This is a genomic window from Shewanella sp. TB7-MNA-CIBAN-0143 (genome assembly GCF_040310065.1).
Taxonomy (GTDB): Bacteria; Pseudomonadota; Gammaproteobacteria; order Enterobacterales; family Shewanellaceae; genus Shewanella.
In genome coordinates, this window is the sequence record NZ_JBEOPL010000006.1 from 58,015 (window position 1) to 80,832 (window position 22,818).

Below are 22,818 nucleotides of genomic sequence, written 5' to 3' on the forward strand. Positions count from 1 at the left end.
TGAGCATGTTTCGAATACATAGAGGACGTGTGATGAAAATTTATTATTCAGTATTGATGTTATCTTCGGTTTTATTGCTGAGCGCTTGTGGCGGCAGTGATAGTACAACCGATGAAGTTAACCCTTTAGGACAATTCTCTTTAGGGGTGTCTGATGCCCCTATGGCGGGAGTGTCCCGGTTAGGGCTAGTGATGAATGAACTTGTTATGACGGACGCTGCGGGGGAAATACACCGTTATAGTTTACAATATATGGAGTTTAATTTGCTCGATTATCAGGGCATGAATAGGCATCTTGCCATTGATAATATCGATCTACCTGTTGGCCAATATCATAATGTCCACGTGACAATTGATCAGGGTGATGGCAATGAGGGTTGTTACGTTGAAGATGGTCAAGGCCGTCATAGTTTGCAAGTTGAAAATGGTTATTTGCCAATAGAAGATGTTGAGATTATAGCTAACCAACACCGTGTAATGACATTGGAAATTAACTTGTACCAAGGTCTGCTAATGGATCAAGAACAATACCAATTACGACATCGTGCAATGTGGTCAGTCGATAATAGTCAAATGGGCCATTTAATTGGAGAAGTTGATCCGCAATGGATTGCCAATTGCGAAACTGAGTATTCGGCTCTCACTCCTGTTGGCGGGGAATTTTATCATTTAGCTTATTTATATCCTGACAGTGTCAGCTCTATTGAGCAAATGGCCGATATGGGAACAACATCTCCTGCAGGGCTAACGGCTCCACTGTCGGTGAGCCGATTGTTACAAACTACGGATGGAGATTGGTATTTTGCAATGGGCTATTTACCCGAAGGGAACTACCGCGTTGGTTATAGCTGTTTAGGTCATTTAGATGATCCAATCCTTGATGACATTAGCACCGGACCATTTGTTATGTATGAAGATGCAGGCTCTATAGCGATTGAATCTGGCCCTCTTGGTGGGCAACAAACGGTACATGAGTGTGGCAACGGCAATGGTGGGCATCATGAAGGACATGGTGGACATGGTGGCTAGTACTGAGGTCAATTGAATTTATCCACCATTTGATTTGGTCAATCAACTGGGTCAGTAAGACATACAATCAATGATGTCTTACTGACTCTAGCCACGTTATTTTCCCTGTATCCATGTTTATTATGTCGCGATAGATAATGATTTTAGCGCGCCATAACCTCCGTTTTCTCTCTCGATATTATCCAATAAAAAACCAATCAATATTAGCAATTGCTGAAGGTGATGTAGCTCATAAAATCTAACATTGGTGTCAAAAACGGGTTTTGATTTACAGAGTAAAGAGTAAACTCATCCTTAACATGTAAAATTTATACATGAATAATAGTTGAGGAGTAGAGTTATGTTTTGTGTGCAATGTGAGCAAACCATTAGAACACCAGAAGGCAATGGCTGTAGTTACTCGCAAGGTATGTGCGGCAAGTTAGCGTCGACGTCTGATATTCAAGATTTATTAATCTATATGCTGCAAGGCGTGTCGGCTTATGCAGTTAAAGCGCGTGAGTTTGGCATTGTAGACAACGACATTGACACTTTTGTGCCTAAAGCCTTTTTTGCCACGTTAACTAACGTAAACTTCGACGATGAACGCTTAATTGATTATGCCTACCAGGCACAAACCTATCGCGACCAATTAAAAGCGGCTTACATTGCTGCTTGTAAAGGCCAAGGTGTCGAGCCAGAAATGGTCAGCGGTCAAGGTGAGTTATTACTTGCTACATCAAAACCTGAGATTTTAGCCCAGGCGCCAATTGCACTGCTTAACGGCGGAGACGTAAATGAAGACATTTTAGGCTTACGTTTATTATGCCTATATGGCTTAAAAGGCGCAGCAGCTTATATGGAGCATGCTCGCGTATTAGATCAAACTGACGTTGATGTGGCTGCTGAGTTCCATAAAATCATGGCATTTTTAGGTGAAGATTCTGTTGATGCAGACAAGCTGTTTGCTACTGCAATGGAAATCGGCCAATTAAACTACCGCATCATGGCGATGTTAGATTTAGGCGAAACCACCTCTTTTGGCCATCCTGAGCCAACACAAGTGAATACCAAATCTGTTAAAGGTAAAGCGATTTTAGTGTCTGGTCACGACATGAAAGATCTAGAGCTTATTCTTGAGCAAACCGCAGGCAAGGGCATTAATGTCTTTACTCACGGCGAAATGTTACCAGCACTTGCTTACCCAGCATTTAAAAAATACGCGCATTTAGTCGGTAACTATGGCGGCGCTTGGCAAAATCAGCAAAAAGAATTTGCCACTTTCCCTGGTGCAGTAGTGATGACCTCAAACTGTATTATCGACCCTACCGTTGGTGAGTACTCTGACCGTATTTATACCCGCAGTATCGTAGGTTGGCCTGGTGTCACTCACGTTGAAGGTGATGATTTCAGCGAAGTGATTAACAAAGCCCTTGAACTTGAAGGTTTTGCTTATGATGAAATTCCCCACATGATCACCATCGGTTTTGCCCGTAACGCCTTAATGGCAGCAGCACCCACCGTAGTTGAAAACGTTAAAAATGGTTCTATTAAGCACTTCTTCTTAATTGGTGGTTGTGATGGCGACAAATTAGAGCGCAATTACTTTACTGACTTAGCTAAGTCTGTGCCTGATGATTCAATTATTTTGACCTTAGGTTGCGGTAAGTACAAGTTCAATAAATTAGACTTTGGTGACATCAATGGTGTGCCACGTTTACTTGATGTGGGCCAATGTAACGATGCCTATTCAGCTATTCAGTTAGCGTTAGCGTTAAAAGATATTTTTGAGTGTGACCTTAATGATTTGCCGCTGAGCCTAGTGTTGTCGTGGTTTGAGCAAAAAGCGATTGTAGTGTTGTTAACCTTGTTATCACTTGGGGTGAAAAACATCCGTACAGGACCTACTGCGCCAGCATTTTTATCTGAAAATCTAATGAATATTTTAGAGCAACAGTTTGGTTTGCGTGGCACTACCGATGTTGAGTCAGACTTAAAAGCAATGATGAACGTGGCGTAATTAGCCATAAAAATCGTGCATTTATGTTACACGTATTTGCACGATAACGATTAAAGGCGATATGAGATTTTCATATCGCTAACTGTATTTTTTACTGCGTTAAGGTATCAAAATGAGTAGTGCTCCCTCAGTCGGTTTTTCATTTTCACAAGCGCTTTCTGCCCAAGTGGCTAAAAAGGTGGCCCCCGTTATCGAGACCACGCCAACGGTTGAACCCGCTGCACTGGCAACCCCGAAAGCACTTTTGGCAGCTGATAACTGGCAACGAGGCGAGGTACAGCTTTGCTGTGTTGAAAAATGGAATGAAACCCATGATGTGGTCAGTTTCCGCTTTCAGGGACTCACACCGGTTAAATTTAATTTTAAACCGGGGCAGTTTATTACCTTTAAACTAAATATTAATGGCGACAAGGTTTACCGCAGTTACACTATTTCATCGTCACCTTCACGACCATTTTCATTAGTGGTCACGATTAAAAAAATCGCTGGTGGCGTGGTGTCTAATTACTTAACTGAGTCGCTCAATGTTGGCGATGAAGTGACGGTTACTGGCCCTGATGGGATATTTAACTTGGTCGACATTGAGGCCGATAAGTACTTATTCTTAAGCGCGGGTTGCGGCGTAACACCAATGCATTCTATGTCGCGCTGGCTTTGCGATACCACCACCGACAGCGACATTGCCTTTGTACACAGTGCCAAAACTGTCGATGACATTATGTTTGCTAATTCAATGGCGTCGATGGCATCACGCAGCCAACATTTCAATCTCAATTATGTATTAGAGTCTGACGGCAATAAGCAAAATTTGACTGATAAGCATGCCTCTACAGGTTGTGAAAGTGGTCGCTTAAGTTTAGAAACCTTAGTTAAGTTAGTGCCAGATTATCAACAGCGTACCGTATTTGTGTGCGGACCAGAGCCATACATGGCGGCGGTAAAGTTAATGCTTGAAGCTGCCGAATTTGATATGAGTCAGTTCAACCAAGAAAGCTTTGGTGCGAGTAGTGCCATGGGGTTGAAAGCTGCGTTGGAAAGTAATCCATCAACCGAGCAGTTTATGCTGAGTATTGGTAATAAACAGGTGCAGCTAACTGGCGATCAAAGCCTACTTGATGGCATAGAGTCAGCAAAATTACCGATTATTGCCGCATGTCGTTCAGGCGTATGCGGTGCGTGTAAATGTCAGGTTGTTTCAGGCACCACTGTGTCGTCTAGTAAAATGGCGTTAACGGCTGACGAAATTGCAGCAGGCTTTGTATTGGCGTGTTCAACCAAAATGACCTCAGATGTGCGCTTACAAATGTGATATGTCTTACCGTAGTACATATAAGCCGACTTTGTAACGGTCGGCTTATATGGTACTCGTTGAGTGCGAAACTATTGCGAAACTATTGCGAAACTATTGCGATACCATTTGCGACACATGCAGTAGATTAAAATAGTGGTGTCATTGAGGGGATTAAGTATTGCTGGGCAAACTCATTGGCATTTACCGGTTTTCCCAGATGATAACCCTGCCATATGTCAGCCCCTTGCTTAGCCACAAAATCGGCTTGAAATTGATTTTCCACCCCTTCAGCCACTAACGACAACTGTAAGTTATTTGCCATGGCGATAATGGTGTTAACTAACTGTCGGCTCTGTTCTGAAGTATCAAGATTACGAATAAAGCTGCGATCAATTTTGACTGAGTTAAACGGATAGTATTGCAAGTAACTGAGTGACGAATAACCGGTGCCAAAATCATCTAACGACAAACGGATCCCATGCTGATTTAACTTGCTCAATACTTCCTGGGCATATGCTGCATCGTGGATTAACGCATTTTCTGTTAGCTCAATCTCAAGCAAATGGCCGGGTATGTTGTATAACTCAAGCAAGCTAACAATCTTATCGACTAAGTAACTGTCTTTTAGTTGTATGGGTGACATATTGATGGCCAGATAAAAATCGCGATTATATAGCTCACGCCAGTAAGCTAATTGTTTCAGAGCGCTTCTTAATACAAAATAACCTATTTCAATGATTTTGCCGGAATGTTCTGCAATTTCAATAAATTCAGCCGGCGAAACTTGGCCTAAAGTTGGGTTGTTCCATCTTATAAGCACTTCAGCGCCAACAACACTTTTACTTTGAGTGCTTACAAATGGCTGGTAATGCAATGACAATTCATCGCGTTTAAGTGCGCCTCTTAATAATGATTCCATTTGTATACGACTAGACAGTTCGGATTCCATTTTTTGGTTAAAGAACTTATAGCTATTGTTATTACCCATTTCACAATGTGATAGCGCGGCGCTGGATTTTCTTGATAGGTCCATAAATCCACTACCATCGTTGGGGTAAAATGCGACTCCCATAGCAGTGGTAATGGATAACGGTAATTCATCGACATAAATATCTTGGCTAAAGTGCTGACATAAGCGACTGCAAAAAGTCGCCATCTTATCGCCATATAGTTGTTTCTTGGTGGAGATGACGATACAGAAGGTCGTATCACTGACAATGGCAAGATAAGTATTATTGGGTATAAAATGTTGTAGTTTTTGCGCGACCACATTACGTACTTTTTCAGTGATGTCATAACCTAAACCGTCTTGAATGACTTTTAAGTTGGTGATGCTGAAATGGGTTACCGAAATACAGGTTAAGGCGTCGCTTTTCGTCAGGTTGTTAAACACTGTTTCGAGTTGACTAAATTTAGGCAAGCCAGTGACGCTGTCGAAACGTTGTTGAATATCCAATAGTTTTTCCGCGGCGATGCGTGAATCGATTTCTTGCATTAAATTGCTGTTAAGCTGCTCTAAGTCTGATGTGCGCTGCGCAATACGAGTTTCTAACTGTAAATTGGCTTGAGCCAGCTTTTCTTTTTGGTAGAGTATTTCTAGATTACTTTCAACATTTTGACGAAAACAATCTAACAGCAAAATAAGATCATCGGAGTAGCTATTTGCTTTTTGGTCTAGTATGCAAATGGTGCCAAAGGGCTCTCCATCAGGCCAGTTGAGTGGTACGCCATAATAAGAAACCATACCAAATTCAAGCTCAGGATTTTGACTCCAGCGAGGATCTTCTAGGGCATTTTTGACATGTAATTCTGTTTGCTGCTCAATCACTGATTCGCAATATAAACTATGTCCCAGCATGTCTTTCATCCCGGGGGCATATGGGCTGTTGGCATTATGATTGGCGACAAACACTTCCATTTCATCAGTGTGAAGTTTCATAATTAACGATGCAGGCACTTGAGCGACTTTGGCAATCAGATCAACTGTTTTTTGCCAAGACTTCAGCATTTCAGGGGTTATCGCAATCGTATTATTTTTCAAAAGTGTAATTACCTCTTATTTTATTGTGTTGTTACTCAATAAACAGGCTGTTTGTATGTGAAGAAATACGGTAACAGGCCACCAGTCTGTAATGGGTGAGTTCGAGATAATTAACATCTAAACTTTATGGCATCTAAATTTATTGCATATAACTAAGTGATATTATTATTCTTTATAAATCAGTTCGTTATATTGGCACGGCGTCATGGTGCACTGATGTAACCTGAAGTCTTGAATGAAGGAAAAATACTGGTTGGGTAATTTCAGAGAGTCCATTGTGATACTACATACCGGCTTAAGTGTTGTAGCTGCTCTTTCATCCATGAATATCGTATCGATTTCTTGCAATACACTAATACAACCTAACACATATGCAGTCTCTATGTTGGTCATTAATATTGTTTTGTTATTTACTCGGCTATAGGCGAGTGATATGGCTTAGTGTGAGCTTTATGGTATTTAACTTTTTATGTAAGCTTTTGATTAAAAATAATTTATATTTTATTGCTAAAAACGTTTAATACTATTCTCAGCGGTACTAATTTTATAAGGTTAATTTGATTTCGGTACATGAAACGAAGCTAATGTTAAGCCAGCACGATAGAGCCAGCTTTAATGAAAAAGCAGCATGTTAGTTTTTGGCTTGCTGTTTTTTTAGATTTAGATGTTGAGATAGATTTAGTGCTTAGATTTAGAGCTTAGCGTTAGTACTTAGATAAGTGCTCGTTAGTTGTCGTTCAATAACATGACATAACGATTAAAAGTAAATTCATCTCGTTGGAATTGAGAATGAAATGTCATGCCTAACTTTGTGGCCACGTTGATCGAGCCGCTATTGGCATCGACAACATCGGCATAGACGATGTCTAAATCCATGTGTTGTTTGGCATATTCGATACAGGCTAGGTTGGCTTCTGTCGCTAAACCAATACCCCAGTAATCAGGGTGCAAGCGATAACCAATATCGACGGCATTAATACGAGTTTCATTTTTAAAACCGCAAAACCCAATCACAGTCTTGGTCTCTTTCAGTACCACAGCCCAACGGCCAAAACCGTATTGCTGATATTCAGCTAACCAAATATTGGTAATGATGTTTTCGGCGTTGGTTAATGTTGTGCACATTCCTGCGTCACCGGTATAGAGGCTGACTTGTTCTGGAGCATTAAAATGCAATACTGCAGGTGCATCTTCAAGGGTAAATTCTCTTATAATTAACCTTGGTGTTTCAGTAATGACTGTCATTGATTTCCTTTATTATTATTTCTCTGACCACAATGACTTAATCACTATGCCACTACTAACATTATCCCTTAACTTGCGGTTACCTAAAACCCATTACAAAGTGGCTTAAGCTTATGGTAGGTTAACATACTCAAATCCCGACAATTAAGAATAATAATATGACCTGCTTACGTGTTGCGTACCCCTTATTGGCGTTAGTGTTTTCAGCTTCGTCGTTATCATTTACTGCTAGTGCGAGCGATCTTGATCTCTCTGTAAGTAAAGCATTACCAAAGCTTGAGCAACTATATCTACACCTGCATCAACACCCTGAATTGTCATATCAAGAAAAAGCTACTAGCCAACGTATGGCGCAAGAACTAAAGCAATTAGGCTTTGAGGTTACTGCTAATTTTGGCGGTTATGGTGTGGTCGGTATTGTCAAAAACGGTAAAGGCCCCGTGGTGATGATCCGTGCAGATATTGATGGCTTGCCAATTATTGAGCAAACGGGAAAAGAGTACGCCTCGACCGTGACAACACTTAATGCGGACAACAGTACTGTTGGGATTATGCATGGTTGCGGCCACGATATTCACATGACCAGTTTAATTGGTACTGCACAGCAACTGATGCTTCACAAAGCAGACTGGCAAGGTACTTTGATGATGGTGGCTCAACCCGCAGAAGAAGTCGGTGGCGGCGCCAAAGCCATGCTAAAACAGGGGTTGTTTAGCCAGTTCCCAACACCAGACAGCATTATTGGTTTGCATGTGAGTGCGTCAATTCCTGCAGGCAAAGTCGGCACCGTAAGTGGTTATGCCTTGGCGAATGTTGATTCGGTTGATATTACCATTAAGGGCAAAGGTGGCCATGGTGCTTATCCGCACGTCACTATCGATTCTGTGGTACTTGCTGCGCGCACAGTGCTTGCACTGCAAACCATTGTTAGCCGAGAAGTCTCGCCGTTAGAGCCTAATGTGGTTACTGTTGGCGCTATTCATGGCGGCTCAAAGCACAATATTATTTCAGATGAAGTGAAGCTTCAGCTAACCTTGCGTTCATATAACCCTAAGGTTCGTGAGCAGCAAATCGCGGCGATTAAACGTATTACTACCGGTATCGCGATTAGTGCTGGCTTGCCAGATGACCTTATGCCTGTGGTGTATGTACATGATGATGAAACCATTCCGTCAACCTATAACGATCCCACGTTAGCCGCTAAGGTTAAAGCCAGTATTGAAGCCGAATTAGGCAGCGATAATGTGCTGGTGGCACCACCGGTAATGGCTGGCGAAGATTTTGGTTTATATGGGCTCACTGCAGAGAAACGTCCGATTACTTTATTTTGGCTGGGCGGGGTAGAACCTAGCCAGTATCAAGCGAGTCTTGAGTCTGGCGATACCTTGCCGTCTTTGCATTCTAGTCAGTTTGCGCCAGATTATTCGTTAACTATCCGCACTGGGGTTAGGGCTATGACAAAATCCGCGATGGATTTATTTAATCACCCAGCGCAATAAACTTGAACGTTTACATTCAAGTCAGTTTGCACCCGGTTATCTATGCCGTTAACCATTCGTACTGGGGTTAGGGTGATGACACGCGCCGCGATGGATTTATTTAATCAGCCAGCCCAATAAACTTGAACGTTTACATTCAAGTCAGTTTTCACCCGGTTATCTATGCCATTAACCATTCGCACTGGGGTTAGGGCTATGACAAAATCTGCGATGGATTTATTTAATCAACCAGCGCAATAAACTTGAACGTTTACATTCAAGTCAGTTTGCACCCGGTTATCTATGCCGTTAACTATTCGCACTGAGGTTAGGGCGATGACACGCACCGCGATGGATTTATTTAATCAGCCAGCCCAATAAGTGGAAAGTGTTTAAAGGATAGAATTTCATTCAACAATAAGCGCGATAGCCGCCTACGGTTCTATATAATATAATGGTGGCTATTCTCATTTTTGGAACATGGCTGTATATGATTATCTTTAGCACCAACCTTGGCGATTTTACCGTAGAGCTTGAAATGGAACGTGCGCCGGTTTCTTCAAAAAACTTTTTAAAATACTGCCAAGACGGTTTTTATGAAGGCACTATTTTTCATCGGGTTATTAAAGGTTTTATGGTGCAGGGCGGTGGCTTAACCGCCAAAATGAAAGAAAAACCTACTCGTGACCCTATTGCCAATGAAGCCAATAAAGGTTTGAACAACGTGTTGGGTACTTTGGCGATGGCTCGAACAGATTCGCCGCATTCAGCTACTGGGCAATTTTTTATTAATGTCGCCGACAATGATTTTCTAGACCACGCAGCAATGACCAATGCGGGTTGGGGTTATGCGGTGTTTGCCAAAGTGACCGCCGGTATGGATGTTATTCAGCAAATGGAGCGAGTTAAAACAACGACGATGGCAGGCCATGAAGATGTACCGCGTGAGCCGATTATTGTTGAGAAAGTGACCATTGTTGACGAGAAACCTGTTGCTTAAATATGCTGTGCTATTTACTTACTCGCTATTAAACATTAGCGAGTAAGTAATAGCTATTAAGCACTTACTATTAAGCACTAGCTTAAAACAACGCAATAAAAAAGGTTCGACATCACTGTCGAACTTTTTTTGATCTGTGTTAAACCACAGTAGTCACATTAAAGTGTGAAACGAATACCAATGGCAACGCCGTCATCTTCAGACAGTTCCATTCTGGCTTGTTGTGCTTTGTCTGCACTGGTGAAATTGCTGTAATCACGGCGAGCTTCAACATATAAAACAGTATCTGGGTCAAATACATAATGTAAACCTACTACGAAAAACTGACGTTTAAAAACGTCATCTTGATCGGCATTGTAGTTAGGTTGGATCACGTAGTTAGATCCAGCATCAAGAATGTTGTACGAAATAAAAGTACGAATGTTGTTATCGAACTTGTACGAGAACAATGATTCAATACCCACAGCGTCGTTAATTAAACGACCGATATTGTCGGTGTCATGATTTTCGTTTTTGTTTACGTTGGCAGCAGTATAAAAACCATTCTGCTCAAAGTTGCCCCAAGTGATACCCATGCCGTAAATAAGATCAACAGCAGTGGATGTTCCACCGTTACCAAAGGTCACATCAAACTCACCACGGTTAACACCGGCAGTTAGCACTAGCTTATCAGTGGCTTGGTAAGTGACAGCACCACCATAGGTATAGTTATACTCAACTTGCTGTGCCGACGTTGAACTTGCTGCCCATAACTCTTCACAGGCATCTTGAGTGATATTTTCTACATCACAAGTATAGAAAGCACTGTTTTTAAGTTGGGCTTGCACGGCAAAACTTACGTCGCCAAAGCTGTTACGATATTGAACTGTTTTGTCACCACGACCGACACCATTTACCGCGCCGTCATCTTTGTTGTAAGTGTAAACACCCGCAGTGTTTCCGTCCCATACAAAGCCATAGTTTGTGCTGTACACCACGTCATACCAAGCACCCCATTGCTTGCCAATTGTGATGCTACCGTATTTGTCATGTGATAAACCGGCATAACCAAGACGATTATAGAAAAACTCGTCTTGAATTGATTCAAAGCGATTATTGTAAACAATATCTGTGCTACCTACTGGATTTACACCCCATTCAAGCAAGGCGTAAGCTTTCCAGTCATTTTGTAGTTGACGACTAAAACCAAAATTAATCCGTGAAGCACCGTTAACAACTTCTGTTTCACCTTGAGTATTGATCACGCGCGCATCGATAAAGCCGCCAATTTTAACCGCATTAACATCATCTTTATAAACTTCGATTGCTGACGCTGCAGGTGCAATAAGAATTGTTGAAATTAATGCTGCAATTAATGTTCTGTTCATTTTAATCTCTTGTCTTGTTGTTTGAGTAAGCACAGCTTAGTCCGTTAATATATCTTTCCATTGAGGCGACGGAGAATATCAAACCTATGAGTGACTCACAAAGTGAAATGTGCTCAAAAAAGGCGATATATCTCATAAAATTCGTTGTTCAATGACTTAGTAAAATCGAGTGTTAATACTGAGTTGTACCGCAGTTAATAATTGTAAGTAAATGTTGCTTGGCGGTTACTTATGCACTTAATGTGGTTTTTTATTTGCCTTTAAAATAGCGTGTTTTTTGAGCGTTTATTTGATGTAGATCGCGACTTTATTTTACCAATGGCATACGCTTAATTTAGCACTGTTATCGATTTTATCGGGGGCGACATTATGGACATGACTTTGCAGTTTCACGGCGCAACTCAAGAGGTCACTGGATCTTGCCATTTACTCACAGTCAAAGGGCAGCAAGTGCTGCTTGATTGTGGATTAATTCAAGGGAGTAAAGCTGACGCGTTACGTAATCACGATCCTTTTCCATTCGACGCCACACAAATCCATGCAGTGGTATTAAGCCATGCCCATATTGATCATTCCGGCCGTTTGCCTTATTTGATTAATCAGGGGTTTACTGGCCCCATTTATACTCAAAAAGCCACTGCAGAGTTATGTGATGTCATGTTGCGTGATGCAGCCATGCTGCAAGAAAGAGATACCGACAGGCAAAATAAAAAACGTGCAAAACATGATTTAGAACTGCTTGAACCGCTATTTACCGAGAAAGATGTCGATCAAGTAATGGCGCAGTTTGTGATGGTAGATTATGGCCAGCGAGTGCAGGTTGCCGATGGGGTAGAGGTTTGCTTGTCCGATGCGGGACATATTCTGGGTTCTGCGGTGGTGGAGTTGTGGTTAGGCAATAAACCTCAACAGAAAAAACTGGTTTTTAGTGGTGATTTAGGTCGTGCAGGTATGCCGGTTTTGGATGACCCAACGTTTATTGAACAAGCTGATTTAGTGCTAATGGAAAGTACTTACGGCGATAGATTGCACCGCAGTTGGCAAGATACCTTGGTTGAACTGAAATCAATTTTCAAACGAACTATTCATGAAAGTAGGGGCAATATTTTGATCCCGGCATTTTCGGTGGGACGTGCTCAAGAGCTTCTTTATCTATTTCATTTATATGCCAAAGAGTGGGACTTATCACGTTGGCGTATTTGTTTAGACAGTCCAATGGCGATAAAAGCAACCGAGGTATATGTTAACAATTATCCGTTGATGGACGATGACTTTAAGCGTTTTACCCGCTTATCGCCTGGGCAACATCCGTTGTTATCCAGTGCTGAATTTGTGTGTAGCACTGAAGAGTCGATAGAGTTGAACGATATTCATAAAGGATTAATCATTATTGCCGGCAGTGGTATGTGTAATGGCGGCCGAATTCGCAATCATTTTGTGCATAACCTATGGCGTAAAGAAGCCGATATTATTATTTGTGGTTTTCAGGCAATGGGAACGCCAGGGCGGATATTAGTCGACGGTGCTGAAGAGCTGACGATTCATGGCCAAAGTATTAAGGTTGCTGCCAGTATTCATACTGTAGGTGGGTTATCAGCCCATGCTGACCAAGCCGAGTTATTGTTTTGGTATCGCCATTTTGAGCAATCACCCGCGGTAATATTGGTACATGGTGAACTAAAAGCACAGCAAGTATTGATTGAAGCGCTTAATCAAGACAGTGCCAATAAACCGAAAAATAGTGCGATTGCCCAACGAGGAGATTGCCTAGACTTAAACGCATTACCTGAGTTTGTGTGGTTGAATACGGCGAGTGGATCTAATGAGCCATCAGCAACTTAATTTGAGTGAATGTGTTATGAGCTGAACGATTGCTTAGCCTGCGGGCTAAGCATCAATTTCGTGTTGCAGCTTTTCAATATCATCTAATATGCGCATAAATTTTTGCCCAAATTCGGTCACTTGGTATTCTACTCTCGGTGGAATTTCAGGGTAATTAATTTTATTCAAAATGCCAAATTCGATGTTTTTTTTCAAACATTGATTGAGCACTTTGGTGCTGAGCCCTTCAACTGATTTTACCATTTCACCGGGACGGTTAATGTTATTGGCTAATAGCTGATACACAGTTAATGACCATTTACAGCCGTAAATGGTTTCGACCATACGGGCACTTTTTTCTGGGGCAGACTTTCGCAGAAATAATTTTTCTTTTGTATTCATTAATATGTACCTAAAAGTACCTATAGGACTTAATTGTACTTACTATTCAATTGGATAGTTTGCCAATAAGCTTAACACACTTACTCTTTTATTAGGTGTGCTCAAATGACGAATTCAACTCAAACAACAGCGCTGATTATTGGCGGCACAAGCGGTATCGGTTTTGAAACCGCCAAGCAACTCGTGTCGCAAGGTGTTGATACCATTATCGTTGGCAATAAAACCGATAAACTCAATGCTGCAGTGGCGCAACTGTCTTCGCTGGGGAGTGTCAGTGGGTTTCAAGCCAATTTATATGACCCGCAAGATCTCAGCCGTTTGATCAATATGATCAATTCCATGGATCATAAAATCGATCATTTAGTGAATGCTGCAGGCTATTTTAATCCTAAGCCGTTTTTAGATCATCAAATGAGTGATTACGATATTTACATGGAGCTTAACAAAGCCATTTTTGTGATTTCACAAGCGGTAGCCAGAAACATGATTAAACATCATGGCGGTAGCATAGTGAACATTGGTTCTATGTGGGCTAAACAAGCCATTAAAGCCACACCGTCAAGCGCATATTCTATGGCCAAAGCAGGATTACATGCGTTAACTCAGCACATGGCAATGGAACTAGCGGATCATAATATTCGTGTTAATGCGGTATCGCCAGCTGTTGTTAGCACGCCAATTTATCAAGCTTTTATCGAACCGCAAGATATGGCTAGTGTGCTCGACAGTTTCAATCCATTCCATCCCATTGGCCGAGTAGGTAGTCCGACCGATGTAGCAAATAGCATAGTATTTTTGTTATCAGATAAAGCCGCTTGGGTGACTGGCGCGGTATGGGATGTAGATGGTGGCGTGATGGCTGGCCGTAACTAACATTTTGCTTACAATAGAGCATTGCCTATTTGAAATATGAATGTTTGGGGGGCGATCTTGGTCGCTCCTTGTTACTCGCTAACTTACATCCAATAACATTACATCCGATAACTTTAGATTAAATCACACTTAATAAGCGTTAATATTTCATTCTATAAATCGCTCTAACACGTTAAGCTATAGATAAATAAGTGATGTGAGCGGCGTGATGAAGTTAGTTAACATTAATAAAAGCCAGTATCGTTCGGTTAATAATCAAGTGCAGATAGGTTTAGTGGCAACGCTGGCTATTTTGTCAGTAATATTGGGTCAGTTGATGATCTATTTTTTTGGCGTTAAGCCATTACCCGGTGCAGAGGCTACTGGCAATTTTCATCTTAATTTTACTGGGGTGATTTTGGCGTTAATGGTGTGCGTATTTTTAATACGTAACCTGCGTTCAAAACCGAAATTTTATGAAGTGTATTATGTGTGGCAACTGAAACAGTTGCAGAACAAAATTTACCGCAAGCTTAAATCGATTCAACTAGCCGCCAAAGACAATAACCGTGATGCATTAGTCATCCTCAGTTTTTATTATCAAAGCTTAGCGCTAGTGTATGAGTTAGATAACAACACCTTAACTATTTCAAACGTCAATAATGAGTTAGATAAACTACAGAAATGCATTGATGCGGCTGGTATTTCTGTTGATGCTGATGAGTTTACTCCCGACATGCTACAAGCCTTTTAGACCATCATCTGTTGATAACTTTTTTGCTAGCGTTATAGCGTGGTTTTCAGCGGATGCCATCAATTCTTACCTTAAATAAGGAGCCATGATGTCAATATTGGCAGATATTCCTTTTTCATTACTCGAACTCGCTCCGATGCGCGAAGATGCCAACGTCACTGAAACGTTACAAGGTAGCCTGCGTTATGCCCAACATGCCGAAAATGTTGGTATTAATCGTTTTTGGTTGGCTGAACATCACAATATGCCAGGCATTATATGTTCGGCAACCTCGATATTAATTGGCTATATTGCAGGTGGAACTCAACGTATTCGTGTTGGCGCTGGCGGGATCATGTTACCTAATCATGCCCCCTTAGTGGTTGCAGAGCAGTTTGGCACCTTGGCCAGCCTGTATCCCAACCGTATCGATTTAGGCTTAGGTCGCGCACCCGGTAGCGACCAAGTGACGAGTCGCGCATTGAATCGTGATGATAGCCGAGCAGAGCATTTCCCAGAAGAAGTGAGCGAACTGCAATCATTATTAGGTCCGCGAGCGCAGCGTCAGCAAGCTGCCTCCGCCCAAGTGAGAGCGATTCCGGGCGAAGACACTAATGTGCCCATTTGGTTATTAGGTTCAAGTTTGTTTAGCGCTCAGTTGGCTGCTAAACGTGGATTGCCGTATGTATTTGCAGGCCACTTTGCGCCGCGTTTTTTACATGATGCAGTAGCGCTTTATCGACGTGAATTTATCCCTTCGGCGGTATTGAGCAAGCCTTATGTTATGTTGGGATTACCTTTGGTCGCCGCCCCAACAGATGCTGAAGCAGAGCACCTTAGTACTAGCTCGAAACAACGTATTTTGGCGTTAATTCGTGGCAATGAAATGTGGCTTAAACCGCCTGTCGATAGTATGGATGGGTTGTGGAGCGAGCAAGAGAAAAGCTACGTCGATAACTTTTTAAGTTTGTCGGTGTGTGGCGGACCAGCAACGATTAAACATCGACTTGAAGTGATTGTTCAACAGCTAGGTGTTGATGAGCTTATGTTTACCAATGACTTATATGACAGTGAACATCGTTTACGCGCCCTCAACATTTTAATGAGCGTGAAACAATAGCGCCGCTAAAGTCATCGAGTTGACTAAGTAAGTTGACTAAGTAAGTTGACTAAGTAAGTGCTAATAGGCTGCCACAAGCACAAAAAAACCAAGACAAATGTCTTGGTTTTTGTTTTTAAGTCAGTAAAACTGGTTTACAAAAAGCTTAAATCGCTTGACCGTTTACGGTTAATTTTACATCGATGTTGCCACGTACTGCGTTTGAGTATGGGCAAACTTGGTGCGCTGTTTTCACTAACTGTTCAGCTTCTGCTTGGTCGAGTTTAAGTTCAACTGCTAGCGCTACTGTTAATGCAAAACCACCATTGTCATTGGCACCGATACCGACAGTTGCTGTAGTTGGAGCTGCCTTGATAGCGACTTTACTTTGGCTGGCTACATGCAGAATCGCGTTAGAAAAACATGCGGCATAACCGGCAGCAAATAACTGTTCTGGATTAGTAAACTCACCACTGCCACCCATTTCTTTTGGGTAACTTAATTGTAAATCTACTTTTTTATCGTCGGTAGAAACTTGGCCATTACGGCCTGCTAATGCTGTTGCTGAAGTGGTATATAGTGCTTTCATAGTAAACCTCGTGTAAAAGTTAGTTAATTTAAGTTGTACGCAATCTAATTGTGTTTACTATAACTAAGCCGACAATAATTTGCAACTACATTGTGCGCAATTTAATTTTTGTTGTTGTGTTATTATTTAACAATCACTGTCTAAAAATCACTATCCGATGGTTGTAAACCTTAGCCTTACTTTGGTATCAATATGATTAGCTTGTCATTCTTCTGTCACCTTTATGTCATCATTAGCTCTCACAATAGCCACTCATTAGACCTCTTAGGCAGTGCTAAGCATCGCCACATAATATGCGAACGATAAAAAATAAGGATAGGCTATGAAACGGTTTGTAACTCGTCGTGACTTTTTGGCTATGTCAGCTAAAGGTGCTGGGGCAGTAGTGGTGTCTTATGGATTAATGGGCTGTAGCAGTGATGATGACGATGTCGTATCGGGTCAATTTTTACAAGGTGTTGCCAGTGGCGACCCTGCTGCAGATGCGGTGATTTTATGGACTCGTGTTACGCCTGATGTTGAAGGTGATATTACTGTGTCATGGGAAGTCGCCACTGACAGCAACTTTAGTCAAGTAGTCACAAACGGCCAAACGGTGACGAATAAAAACCGTGACTATACCGTTAAAGTTGACGCTGTCGAACTTGAAGCGGGTCAGCAGTATTACTATCGTTTTAAAGCGGGTGAAACGGTATCGGAAATAGGGCAAACACGTACATTACCTGAAGGTAGCGTAGCGTCAGTTAAGTTGGCGGTAATGTCATGCGCTAATTTCCCTGCTGGTTATTTTAATGTGTATGAAATGGCTGCACAGCAAAATGATTTGGACGCTGTAGTGCACTTAGGCGATTATTTATATGAGTATGCTCGTGGTGAATACGCCAGTGAACATGCTGTCGAGCTTGGGCGTGAAGTGTTGCCAGCCGGTGAATTATTTTTATTAGACGACTACCGCACCCGTTACAGTCAATATCGTAGTGATGCGAGCTTACAAAAGCTACATGCCAAAGTACCATTTATTACCGTGTGGGATGACCATGAAGTGGCCAATGATACCTGGAAAGACGGTGCTGAAAATCATAATGATGGTGAAGGTGATTTTGATCAACGCAAACAAGCCGCACTACAGGCGTACTTTGAATGGCTGCCAATTCGTCCATGGAGTGAAGGTAATCATGAAGAAATTTACAGAAGCTTTAATTACGGTAACTTGGTTGATTTGCACATGCTCGATACTCGGGTATTGGCTCGCGATAAACAATTAGAATATAGCCAATATATTGATGCGACCACAGGTGCATTTAACAGCAGCACATTTCTCGCGGATGTAACCGATACTGACCGCACCCTGTTAGGCCAGACTCAACTATTGTGGTTACAACAAACTTTGTTGCAGTCTACTGCTAAGTGGCAAGTATTAGGTCAACAGGTGTTAATGGGCAAAATGTTAATGCCTGCTGCTATTGCGACTCAGCAAATGAGTATTCCGCAGTTTGCTGAGCTTGCCGGATTAGCGCAGCTAGCGGGCCGTGCTCAAGCTAGCGATCCAACGTTAACCGCAGAAGAGTTAGCTTACTTACAAGCGAATCAAGCCAAGCTGACGCCAGAGGTGATTGCATTACTACAGCTGCCCGCAATTCCATACAACTTAGATGCGTGGGATGGTTACGCCTACGAGCGCGAAGTGATTTTAGCGACGGCAAAGTCGTTACAGCATAACTTGGTGGTGATTGCCGGTGATACCCATAATGCATGGGCCAGCGATTTAACCGATAGTGGTGGCGATATTGTCGGGATAGAGTTTGCCACCAGTTCGGTGTCATCCCCAGGTCTTGAGTATTACTTAGGCTTGTCTGATGCTGAAATGCCAGCAACTGAAGCAGCAATAGTCGGTTTGATCGCCGATCTCAAATACGCTAATTTGAAAGATCGCGGCTATTTATTACTGACATTTACTGAAAATGAAGTTCGCAGTGATTGGCAATACGTTGATACGATTTTAGATAAGACATTTGTTCAATTAGATGCTCGTGGTTACAGTGCCACCAGTACCGCTGGCAGCCCTAAAGTTACGCCAGTGTCGTAATCAATTGATGTGAATTCGCAGATACAATTCAGCCACCGTGAAGGTGGCTGAATAATTTATATAAGCGGCATATCGCTTAGCTAAACCTATGGCTAATCCATAGTTAATCCATAGTTAATCTATGGTTCATCAATAGCTAATCTATGGTTAGCACGACAATTTTTAACGGATGATTGTCATCAAATGCGGGGAAGTCTGGGTGGCAATCTAACCACTGAGTCGCAGTGACTTTACGGCCTTGCTTTTCTACGCAGCGGACTAGGCTGTCGTACCATGCTTGGCGATCAACTTTAGCGACATTATTACAACAGACAATTTTACCGCCGACTTTGGTGGTTAATACTGCTGGTTTAAATAAACCTTGGTAATCATTGACTAAGTCGACAATACCAAAGGCGCTTTTAGCAAACCGTGGTGGATCTAAAAACACTAAGTCGAACTGAGCAACACGCAGTTTAGGGTATTTAGGCAGCTTTTGATTACGACGACCGCCAATAGGCAACCCCGCTAATTGACGCAATGCCGGAAACGCATCACTTTGCACAAATTCACACACATCAGTGACATTGTTTAGCTCAGCATTTTTTTGTCCCGCCGCTAATGCAAATGATGAAAAGTCGACATTCATGACTTTACGAGCACCGCCCATCGCAGCAGCAGTACCAATACCACAAGTGTATGAAAACAAGTTAAGAACACTCTTATCTTGGCTGTTAGCGCGCACATATTCACGCCCAATACGCATATCTAAAAATAGCAGCGGATCTTGACCTTCATGGCGTAGCTTGGAGGTAAAAGCAATGCCATTTTCATGGATAACTTGTTCTGATTGCGAGTAGTCTTGGGCTTCATTTTCGGCATGATTGACCACACGAGAATGGCTGCCAGAGCGATCGTTGTAAACGATATGGTAGTCCGCGTGAGCAGTCAGTAAGCTTGATATGTCTTCAAGTTGCTGAGCCGATAAGGTTTGGTGAAACGTTTGAATCAGCCATGCATCGCCGTAACGGTCAATGTTAAGGCCATTTTCACCTTCAACGGTGCCGTGAAAAACCCGATAACAATCAGTATTATCTTTGGCAGCTTGCTCAAAAAAAGTGGCACGCTTGGCTAAAGCATCGGCTAAAACAGCTTGAATGGACATGAGGGCTCATTAAATGGTGTGGCTATTGGCGCGGATTATAGCAAACATTCTAACTTAGTGAAGTTGCAGTACAGACTATTAGGCGTCGCAATTAATCTGGTAGATGCACCTTAAAGGTTTTGTCGGCAATAATTTTGCCATTTAACTCCAGCGTCATGCGCCAATTACCGACCTTATTAGTGATCGGTGCCCAGATGCAATCACCCAGATAAAAGCGCCAATCATTTTCTTTGATAAATATCTCACCATCAAACGGTGGGCTAACATTACCGTCGTCATCGGTAATGTTAGGGTGGTAAATACAATAAGTGAGTACTTGGTTTTTAGCCTTTTTGATGCGCGTGATAAAGCCAAATTCGGTGTCGATAATCGCAGGTACATGTATCGTTGCCTGCAACAAGCGCGGCAAGTCATCGCTTTGATTGTCCCATTGGCTGAATATGCCACTGTAAATAATGCTCACGTCCGCTTTTAACTTACTCAAGGGCTATCCCTTTATAGAATGATATTTAGTGTTTATCGCTCAAGTGCTTAATCGCCGCTTGCAGAGCAAAATCATAACCTTGTGCGCCTAGGCCACAAATTACTCCTAGGGCTTTATCTGAAAAGTACGAATGGTGCCTAAAAGGTTCGCGGGCATGTACGTTAGATAAATGTACTTCAATAAACGGAATTGCTACCCCAAGTATGGCATCACGCAAAGCAACACTGGTGTGCGTAAAGGCTGCTGGATTGATAATAATAAATTGAGCGTCGGTAGCATGAATTGCATCAATCAATTGATACTCGGCATTGGACTGAATATGTTCAAGCGTAACGCCAGCCTGAGTCGCATTGCGAGTTAATTCATCCACAATAGTGGTGAGTGTTTGGTGACCATAATGTCCGGGTTCGCGACGGCCTAATAGATTGAGATTAGGACCGTTGATCAATAAAACTTTTGCTGTTTGGCTCATGATGGTTCCTATAAAAATCGCAAGGTAAGTGGCTTAATATGCAGCACAAAAGAGGGTTCAACAAGCATTCTTACCGAAGACGGTTATCAGGTAAACCAAAAAATGCTCAACTAGGGTAATACCTTAGTCATTGAGTGATGGCGGATTCACTTTGTTGCTAATAATTTGCTAGCGACTTACTAATGATTTATTAGCAACTGGCTAATTATTTACTAATTACTTATTAATAATCAGATTTATTTTGGCGCATCGCTTTAGTGGCACCGCGTTGTTTTTTGGTTTCAATGCGTCGCTTTTGGCTGCCTTTTGTCGCTTTGGTTGGTATACGGGCTTTTTGTACTATGCCGACGCTTCTTACCAGTTCAATAAATTGTTCCAGTGCGGTTTGGCGGTTAAAGTCCTGGCTGCGTGATTGCTGACATTTTATAATCACCTTGCCACTTTTGGTAATACGGTGATCGGCTTTTTCAAGCAGCTTTTGTTGGTAGAACTCGGGTAAAGAAGATGAGGCAATATCAAAGCTGAGTTGCGCTGCGGTTGATACTTTATTGATGTGCTGGCCACCCGCACCACTTGAACGGACAAACTGCCATTCAATTTCGTTATCTTGCAATATGACGCGCTGAGTTATTTGTATCATTCGGTTGTAGTGTTCCCCTTAATTAACGGTCATAAACCTATAACGCTGCTTACTGTTTTTTAAGCGGCATGTTTATGTGCTGTAGTTACATTCTACCGCAGTCTGGGAAACTTTTCAGGGTTGTCTGCTGTGGCATGGATTGCGATAAGTGGATTGACCTTAGCGTGGGGATTGAATTAAAAAGCCTGACTGGCCTCAGAGTTATGACATATTTAATGAAATAACCAGAATAGTTTTGTTATCATGAGCGCCATTGTCGCTTTACACGATAACATCACCGTATAAAGTCTGTTCTATGGCCTAGTTAGAGGGCCGGAGTTGCCGTTATGTTATGTCAAATCCCCGATATCACTAAAGGTGTTATTAGCTTATTTGTCAGTGGCCGTTTATCGGCACAAGATTACCGTACCCGTTTACAGCCCGCCATTAAGAGTTATCGTAAAGACTGGAATCAAGTGTGTCTTTATATTGAAGCCGATGTGTTGTTGGAAGGCTGGGAGTTTGGCTCATTAACCGGTAGCGGAGAAGTTCAGTTACCCGCGTTTGATGCGTTAGTGTTTGTAGGCGGCCCAGATTGGGTGGGTAATTCTGTTAGGCTGATGGGACCTTTTATGCAGGGCGAAGTTGCATGGTTTCCATTAGAGCGTAAACAAGAAGCCATTACTTGGATTGCTAAGCGATCTCTGCGCTAGAGTGGCCTGTAAATAATTTTGTGGCACCTTTTTACTCGGTTATCGCTTATTTATGTCGAACAACGACAGATGATAAGTTCTTCCCAGTAGCTAATTGTCACAAATTACTGCAAAATTCATCTACAAAGGTCAACAGGACCTAGTACTGATTTTATTATTTTAGAAAAGGATAGCTTATGTCATTGTCAAAGTTGTTTGCCGTATCAAGTGCGTTATTGTTAACTCTTAGCTTATCGGCATGTGCTCCTGAAGTGGGTAGTGAAGCTTGGTGTAAGCAAATGAAAGAAAAAGAAAGTGGTGATTGGACTGCCAATGAAGCAGCCGATTACGCCAAGCACTGCGTATTTAAATAATA

The 22,818-nt window shown here is 42.1% G+C and carries 21 protein-coding genes; 12 read left to right on the forward strand and 9 right to left on the reverse strand.

The annotated features are described in order from the left end of the window. The first annotated feature begins 32 nt into the window (after positions 1 to 32). The 3 genes from AAEY97_RS06645 (at position 33) to AAEY97_RS06655 (ending at position 4,336) form a co-directional block, all read left to right on the forward strand. Positions 33 to 1,028: a DUF4382 domain-containing protein gene (locus AAEY97_RS06645; RefSeq protein WP_350997510.1), complete on the forward strand. Its 996-nt coding sequence runs from the start codon at positions 33 to 35 to the stop codon at positions 1,026 to 1,028. A gap of 340 nt (positions 1,029 to 1,368) precedes the next feature. Further along, complete coding sequence (gene hcp / locus AAEY97_RS06650; protein ID WP_101085064.1) at positions 1,369 to 3,027, forward strand: hydroxylamine reductase; 1,659 nt, start codon at positions 1,369 to 1,371, stop codon at positions 3,025 to 3,027. A 112-nt stretch (positions 3,028 to 3,139) separates the two neighbouring features. Next, positions 3,140 to 4,336: an FAD-binding oxidoreductase gene (locus AAEY97_RS06655; RefSeq protein WP_350997512.1), complete on the forward strand. Its 1,197-nt coding sequence runs from the start codon at positions 3,140 to 3,142 to the stop codon at positions 4,334 to 4,336. A gap of 127 nt (positions 4,337 to 4,463) precedes the next feature. On the opposite strand, the gene AAEY97_RS06660 is transcribed toward AAEY97_RS06655, so the two are convergent. Together AAEY97_RS06660 and AAEY97_RS06665 are read right to left on the reverse strand one after the other, a co-directional pair. Beyond that, positions 4,464 to 6,359 (reverse strand): sensor domain-containing phosphodiesterase, encoded by a 1,896-nt coding sequence (locus AAEY97_RS06660; protein WP_350997515.1) that lies wholly within the window; start codon positions 6,357 to 6,359, stop codon positions 4,464 to 4,466. Positions 6,360 to 7,085: 726 nt separating this feature from the next. Beyond that, positions 7,086 to 7,604 (reverse strand): GNAT family N-acetyltransferase, encoded by a 519-nt coding sequence (locus AAEY97_RS06665; protein ID WP_350997518.1) that lies wholly within the window; start codon positions 7,602 to 7,604, stop codon positions 7,086 to 7,088. A 158-nt stretch (positions 7,605 to 7,762) separates the two neighbouring features. Here AAEY97_RS06665 and AAEY97_RS06670 point away from each other — a divergent pair, with 158 nt between their 5' ends. Further along, positions 7,763 to 9,103, forward strand: a complete 1,341-nt coding sequence (locus AAEY97_RS06670; protein ID WP_350997520.1) for a M20 metallopeptidase family protein — start codon at positions 7,763 to 7,765, stop codon at positions 9,101 to 9,103. 469 nt (positions 9,104 to 9,572) lie between these two features. Beyond that, a complete protein-coding gene (locus AAEY97_RS06675; RefSeq protein WP_101085068.1) occupies positions 9,573 to 10,082 on the forward strand; it encodes a peptidylprolyl isomerase in 510 nt (169 codons plus the stop codon). A gap of 158 nt (positions 10,083 to 10,240) precedes the next feature. On the opposite strand, the gene AAEY97_RS06680 is transcribed toward AAEY97_RS06675, so the two are convergent. Continuing rightward, a complete protein-coding gene (locus AAEY97_RS06680; protein WP_350997522.1) occupies positions 10,241 to 11,449 on the reverse strand; it encodes a porin in 1,209 nt (402 codons plus the stop codon). A gap of 369 nt (positions 11,450 to 11,818) precedes the next feature. Between AAEY97_RS06680 and AAEY97_RS06685 the strand changes: the two genes are divergently transcribed. After that, positions 11,819 to 13,291: an MBL fold metallo-hydrolase RNA specificity domain-containing protein gene (locus tag AAEY97_RS06685; protein ID WP_350997525.1), complete on the forward strand. Its 1,473-nt coding sequence runs from the start codon at positions 11,819 to 11,821 to the stop codon at positions 13,289 to 13,291. A gap of 45 nt (positions 13,292 to 13,336) precedes the next feature. Here the strand turns inward: AAEY97_RS06685 and AAEY97_RS06690 are convergent, their stop codons facing one another. After that, positions 13,337 to 13,672, reverse strand: a complete 336-nt coding sequence (locus AAEY97_RS06690) for a winged helix-turn-helix transcriptional regulator (RefSeq protein WP_011639018.1) — start codon at positions 13,670 to 13,672, stop codon at positions 13,337 to 13,339. Between the two features lie 105 nt (positions 13,673 to 13,777). Between AAEY97_RS06690 and AAEY97_RS06695 the strand changes: the two genes are divergently transcribed. The 3 genes from AAEY97_RS06695 to AAEY97_RS06705 all read left to right on the forward strand — a co-directional run bounded on the left by AAEY97_RS06695 (position 13,778) and on the right by AAEY97_RS06705 (position 16,377). Beyond that, positions 13,778 to 14,545 carry an SDR family NAD(P)-dependent oxidoreductase gene (locus AAEY97_RS06695; protein WP_350979862.1) on the forward strand — a complete coding sequence of 256 codons (768 nt, stop codon included), beginning with the start codon at positions 13,778 to 13,780 and terminating at the stop codon, positions 14,543 to 14,545. Positions 14,546 to 14,753: 208 nt separating this feature from the next. After that, positions 14,754 to 15,278 carry a DUF3087 domain-containing protein gene (locus AAEY97_RS06700; RefSeq protein WP_162023961.1) on the forward strand — a complete coding sequence of 175 codons (525 nt, stop codon included), beginning with the start codon at positions 14,754 to 14,756 and terminating at the stop codon, positions 15,276 to 15,278. 88 nt (positions 15,279 to 15,366) lie between these two features. Then, on the forward strand, positions 15,367 to 16,377 hold the full coding sequence (locus AAEY97_RS06705; protein WP_350997690.1) for an LLM class flavin-dependent oxidoreductase: 1,011 nt from the start codon (positions 15,367 to 15,369) through the stop codon (positions 16,375 to 16,377). A gap of 145 nt (positions 16,378 to 16,522) precedes the next feature. Here AAEY97_RS06705 and ohr read toward each other — a convergent pair whose 3' ends face one another. Then, positions 16,523 to 16,945, reverse strand: a complete 423-nt coding sequence (gene ohr, locus AAEY97_RS06710) for an organic hydroperoxide reductase Ohr (protein ID WP_350997528.1) — start codon at positions 16,943 to 16,945, stop codon at positions 16,523 to 16,525. Between the two features lie 322 nt (positions 16,946 to 17,267). On the opposite strand from ohr, the gene AAEY97_RS06715 reads away from it, so the two are divergent. Continuing rightward, on the forward strand, positions 17,268 to 19,031 hold the full coding sequence (locus tag AAEY97_RS06715; RefSeq protein WP_350997531.1) for an alkaline phosphatase D family protein: 1,764 nt from the start codon (positions 17,268 to 17,270) through the stop codon (positions 19,029 to 19,031). A 136-nt stretch (positions 19,032 to 19,167) separates the two neighbouring features. Here the strand turns inward: AAEY97_RS06715 and AAEY97_RS06720 are convergent, their stop codons facing one another. The 4 genes from AAEY97_RS06720 to arfB form a co-directional block, all read right to left on the reverse strand. Next, positions 19,168 to 20,175: a class I SAM-dependent rRNA methyltransferase gene (locus AAEY97_RS06720; protein WP_350997534.1), complete on the reverse strand. Its 1,008-nt coding sequence runs from the start codon at positions 20,173 to 20,175 to the stop codon at positions 19,168 to 19,170. Positions 20,176 to 20,266: 91 nt separating this feature from the next. Continuing rightward, complete coding sequence (locus AAEY97_RS06725; protein WP_102036807.1) at positions 20,267 to 20,659, reverse strand: DUF3859 domain-containing protein; 393 nt, start codon at positions 20,657 to 20,659, stop codon at positions 20,267 to 20,269. 25 nt (positions 20,660 to 20,684) lie between these two features. After that, positions 20,685 to 21,131, reverse strand: coding sequence for a type II 3-dehydroquinate dehydratase (gene aroQ, locus AAEY97_RS06730; RefSeq protein ID WP_011639010.1), 447 nt, complete (start codon positions 21,129 to 21,131; stop codon positions 20,685 to 20,687). A gap of 223 nt (positions 21,132 to 21,354) precedes the next feature. Continuing rightward, positions 21,355 to 21,771: an alternative ribosome rescue aminoacyl-tRNA hydrolase ArfB gene (arfB, locus tag AAEY97_RS06735; protein WP_011639009.1), complete on the reverse strand. Its 417-nt coding sequence runs from the start codon at positions 21,769 to 21,771 to the stop codon at positions 21,355 to 21,357. A 326-nt stretch (positions 21,772 to 22,097) separates the two neighbouring features. Between arfB and AAEY97_RS06740 the strand changes: the two genes are divergently transcribed. Then, on the forward strand, positions 22,098 to 22,463 hold the full coding sequence (locus tag AAEY97_RS06740) for a SpoIIAA family protein (RefSeq protein ID WP_101085080.1): 366 nt from the start codon (positions 22,098 to 22,100) through the stop codon (positions 22,461 to 22,463). Positions 22,464 to 22,639: 176 nt separating this feature from the next. After that, positions 22,640 to 22,816 carry a DUF3012 domain-containing protein gene (locus AAEY97_RS06745; RefSeq protein ID WP_101085081.1) on the forward strand — a complete coding sequence of 59 codons (177 nt, stop codon included), beginning with the start codon at positions 22,640 to 22,642 and terminating at the stop codon, positions 22,814 to 22,816. Positions 22,817 to 22,818 lie beyond the last annotated feature (2 nt).

Excerpts from the sequence above, each read along its gene's own strand:
- AAEY97_RS06645 (WP_350997510.1), top strand. The coding sequence starts at position 33 with ATGAAAATTTATTATTCAGTATTGATGTTATCTTCGGTTTTATTGCTG.
- hcp (WP_101085064.1), top strand. The coding sequence starts at position 1,369 with ATGTTTTGTGTGCAATGTGAGCAAACCATTAGAACACCAGAAGGCAAT.
- AAEY97_RS06655 (WP_350997512.1), top strand. The coding sequence starts at position 3,140 with ATGAGTAGTGCTCCCTCAGTCGGTTTTTCATTTTCACAAGCGCTTTCT.
- AAEY97_RS06665 (WP_350997518.1), bottom strand. The coding sequence starts at position 7,604 with ATGACAGTCATTACTGAAACACCAAGGTTAATTATAAGAGAATTTACC.
- AAEY97_RS06670 (WP_350997520.1), top strand. The coding sequence starts at position 7,763 with ATGACCTGCTTACGTGTTGCGTACCCCTTATTGGCGTTAGTGTTTTCA.
- AAEY97_RS06675 (WP_101085068.1), top strand. The coding sequence starts at position 9,573 with ATGATTATCTTTAGCACCAACCTTGGCGATTTTACCGTAGAGCTTGAA.
- AAEY97_RS06680 (WP_350997522.1), bottom strand. The coding sequence starts at position 11,449 with ATGAACAGAACATTAATTGCAGCATTAATTTCAACAATTCTTATTGCA.
- AAEY97_RS06685 (WP_350997525.1), top strand. The coding sequence starts at position 11,819 with ATGGACATGACTTTGCAGTTTCACGGCGCAACTCAAGAGGTCACTGGA.
- AAEY97_RS06690 (WP_011639018.1), bottom strand. The coding sequence starts at position 13,672 with ATGAATACAAAAGAAAAATTATTTCTGCGAAAGTCTGCCCCAGAAAAA.
- AAEY97_RS06695 (WP_350979862.1), top strand. The coding sequence starts at position 13,778 with ATGACGAATTCAACTCAAACAACAGCGCTGATTATTGGCGGCACAAGC.
- AAEY97_RS06700 (WP_162023961.1), top strand. The coding sequence starts at position 14,754 with ATGAAGTTAGTTAACATTAATAAAAGCCAGTATCGTTCGGTTAATAAT.
- AAEY97_RS06705 (WP_350997690.1), top strand. The coding sequence starts at position 15,367 with ATGTCAATATTGGCAGATATTCCTTTTTCATTACTCGAACTCGCTCCG.
- ohr (WP_350997528.1), bottom strand. The coding sequence starts at position 16,945 with ATGAAAGCACTATATACCACTTCAGCAACAGCATTAGCAGGCCGTAAT.
- AAEY97_RS06715 (WP_350997531.1), top strand. The coding sequence starts at position 17,268 with ATGAAACGGTTTGTAACTCGTCGTGACTTTTTGGCTATGTCAGCTAAA.
- AAEY97_RS06720 (WP_350997534.1), bottom strand. The coding sequence starts at position 20,175 with ATGTCCATTCAAGCTGTTTTAGCCGATGCTTTAGCCAAGCGTGCCACT.
- aroQ (WP_011639010.1), bottom strand. The coding sequence starts at position 21,131 with ATGAGCCAAACAGCAAAAGTTTTATTGATCAACGGTCCTAATCTCAAT.
- arfB (WP_011639009.1), bottom strand. The coding sequence starts at position 21,771 with ATGATACAAATAACTCAGCGCGTCATATTGCAAGATAACGAAATTGAA.
- AAEY97_RS06740 (WP_101085080.1), top strand. The coding sequence starts at position 22,098 with ATGTTATGTCAAATCCCCGATATCACTAAAGGTGTTATTAGCTTATTT.
- AAEY97_RS06745 (WP_101085081.1), top strand. The coding sequence starts at position 22,640 with ATGTCATTGTCAAAGTTGTTTGCCGTATCAAGTGCGTTATTGTTAACT.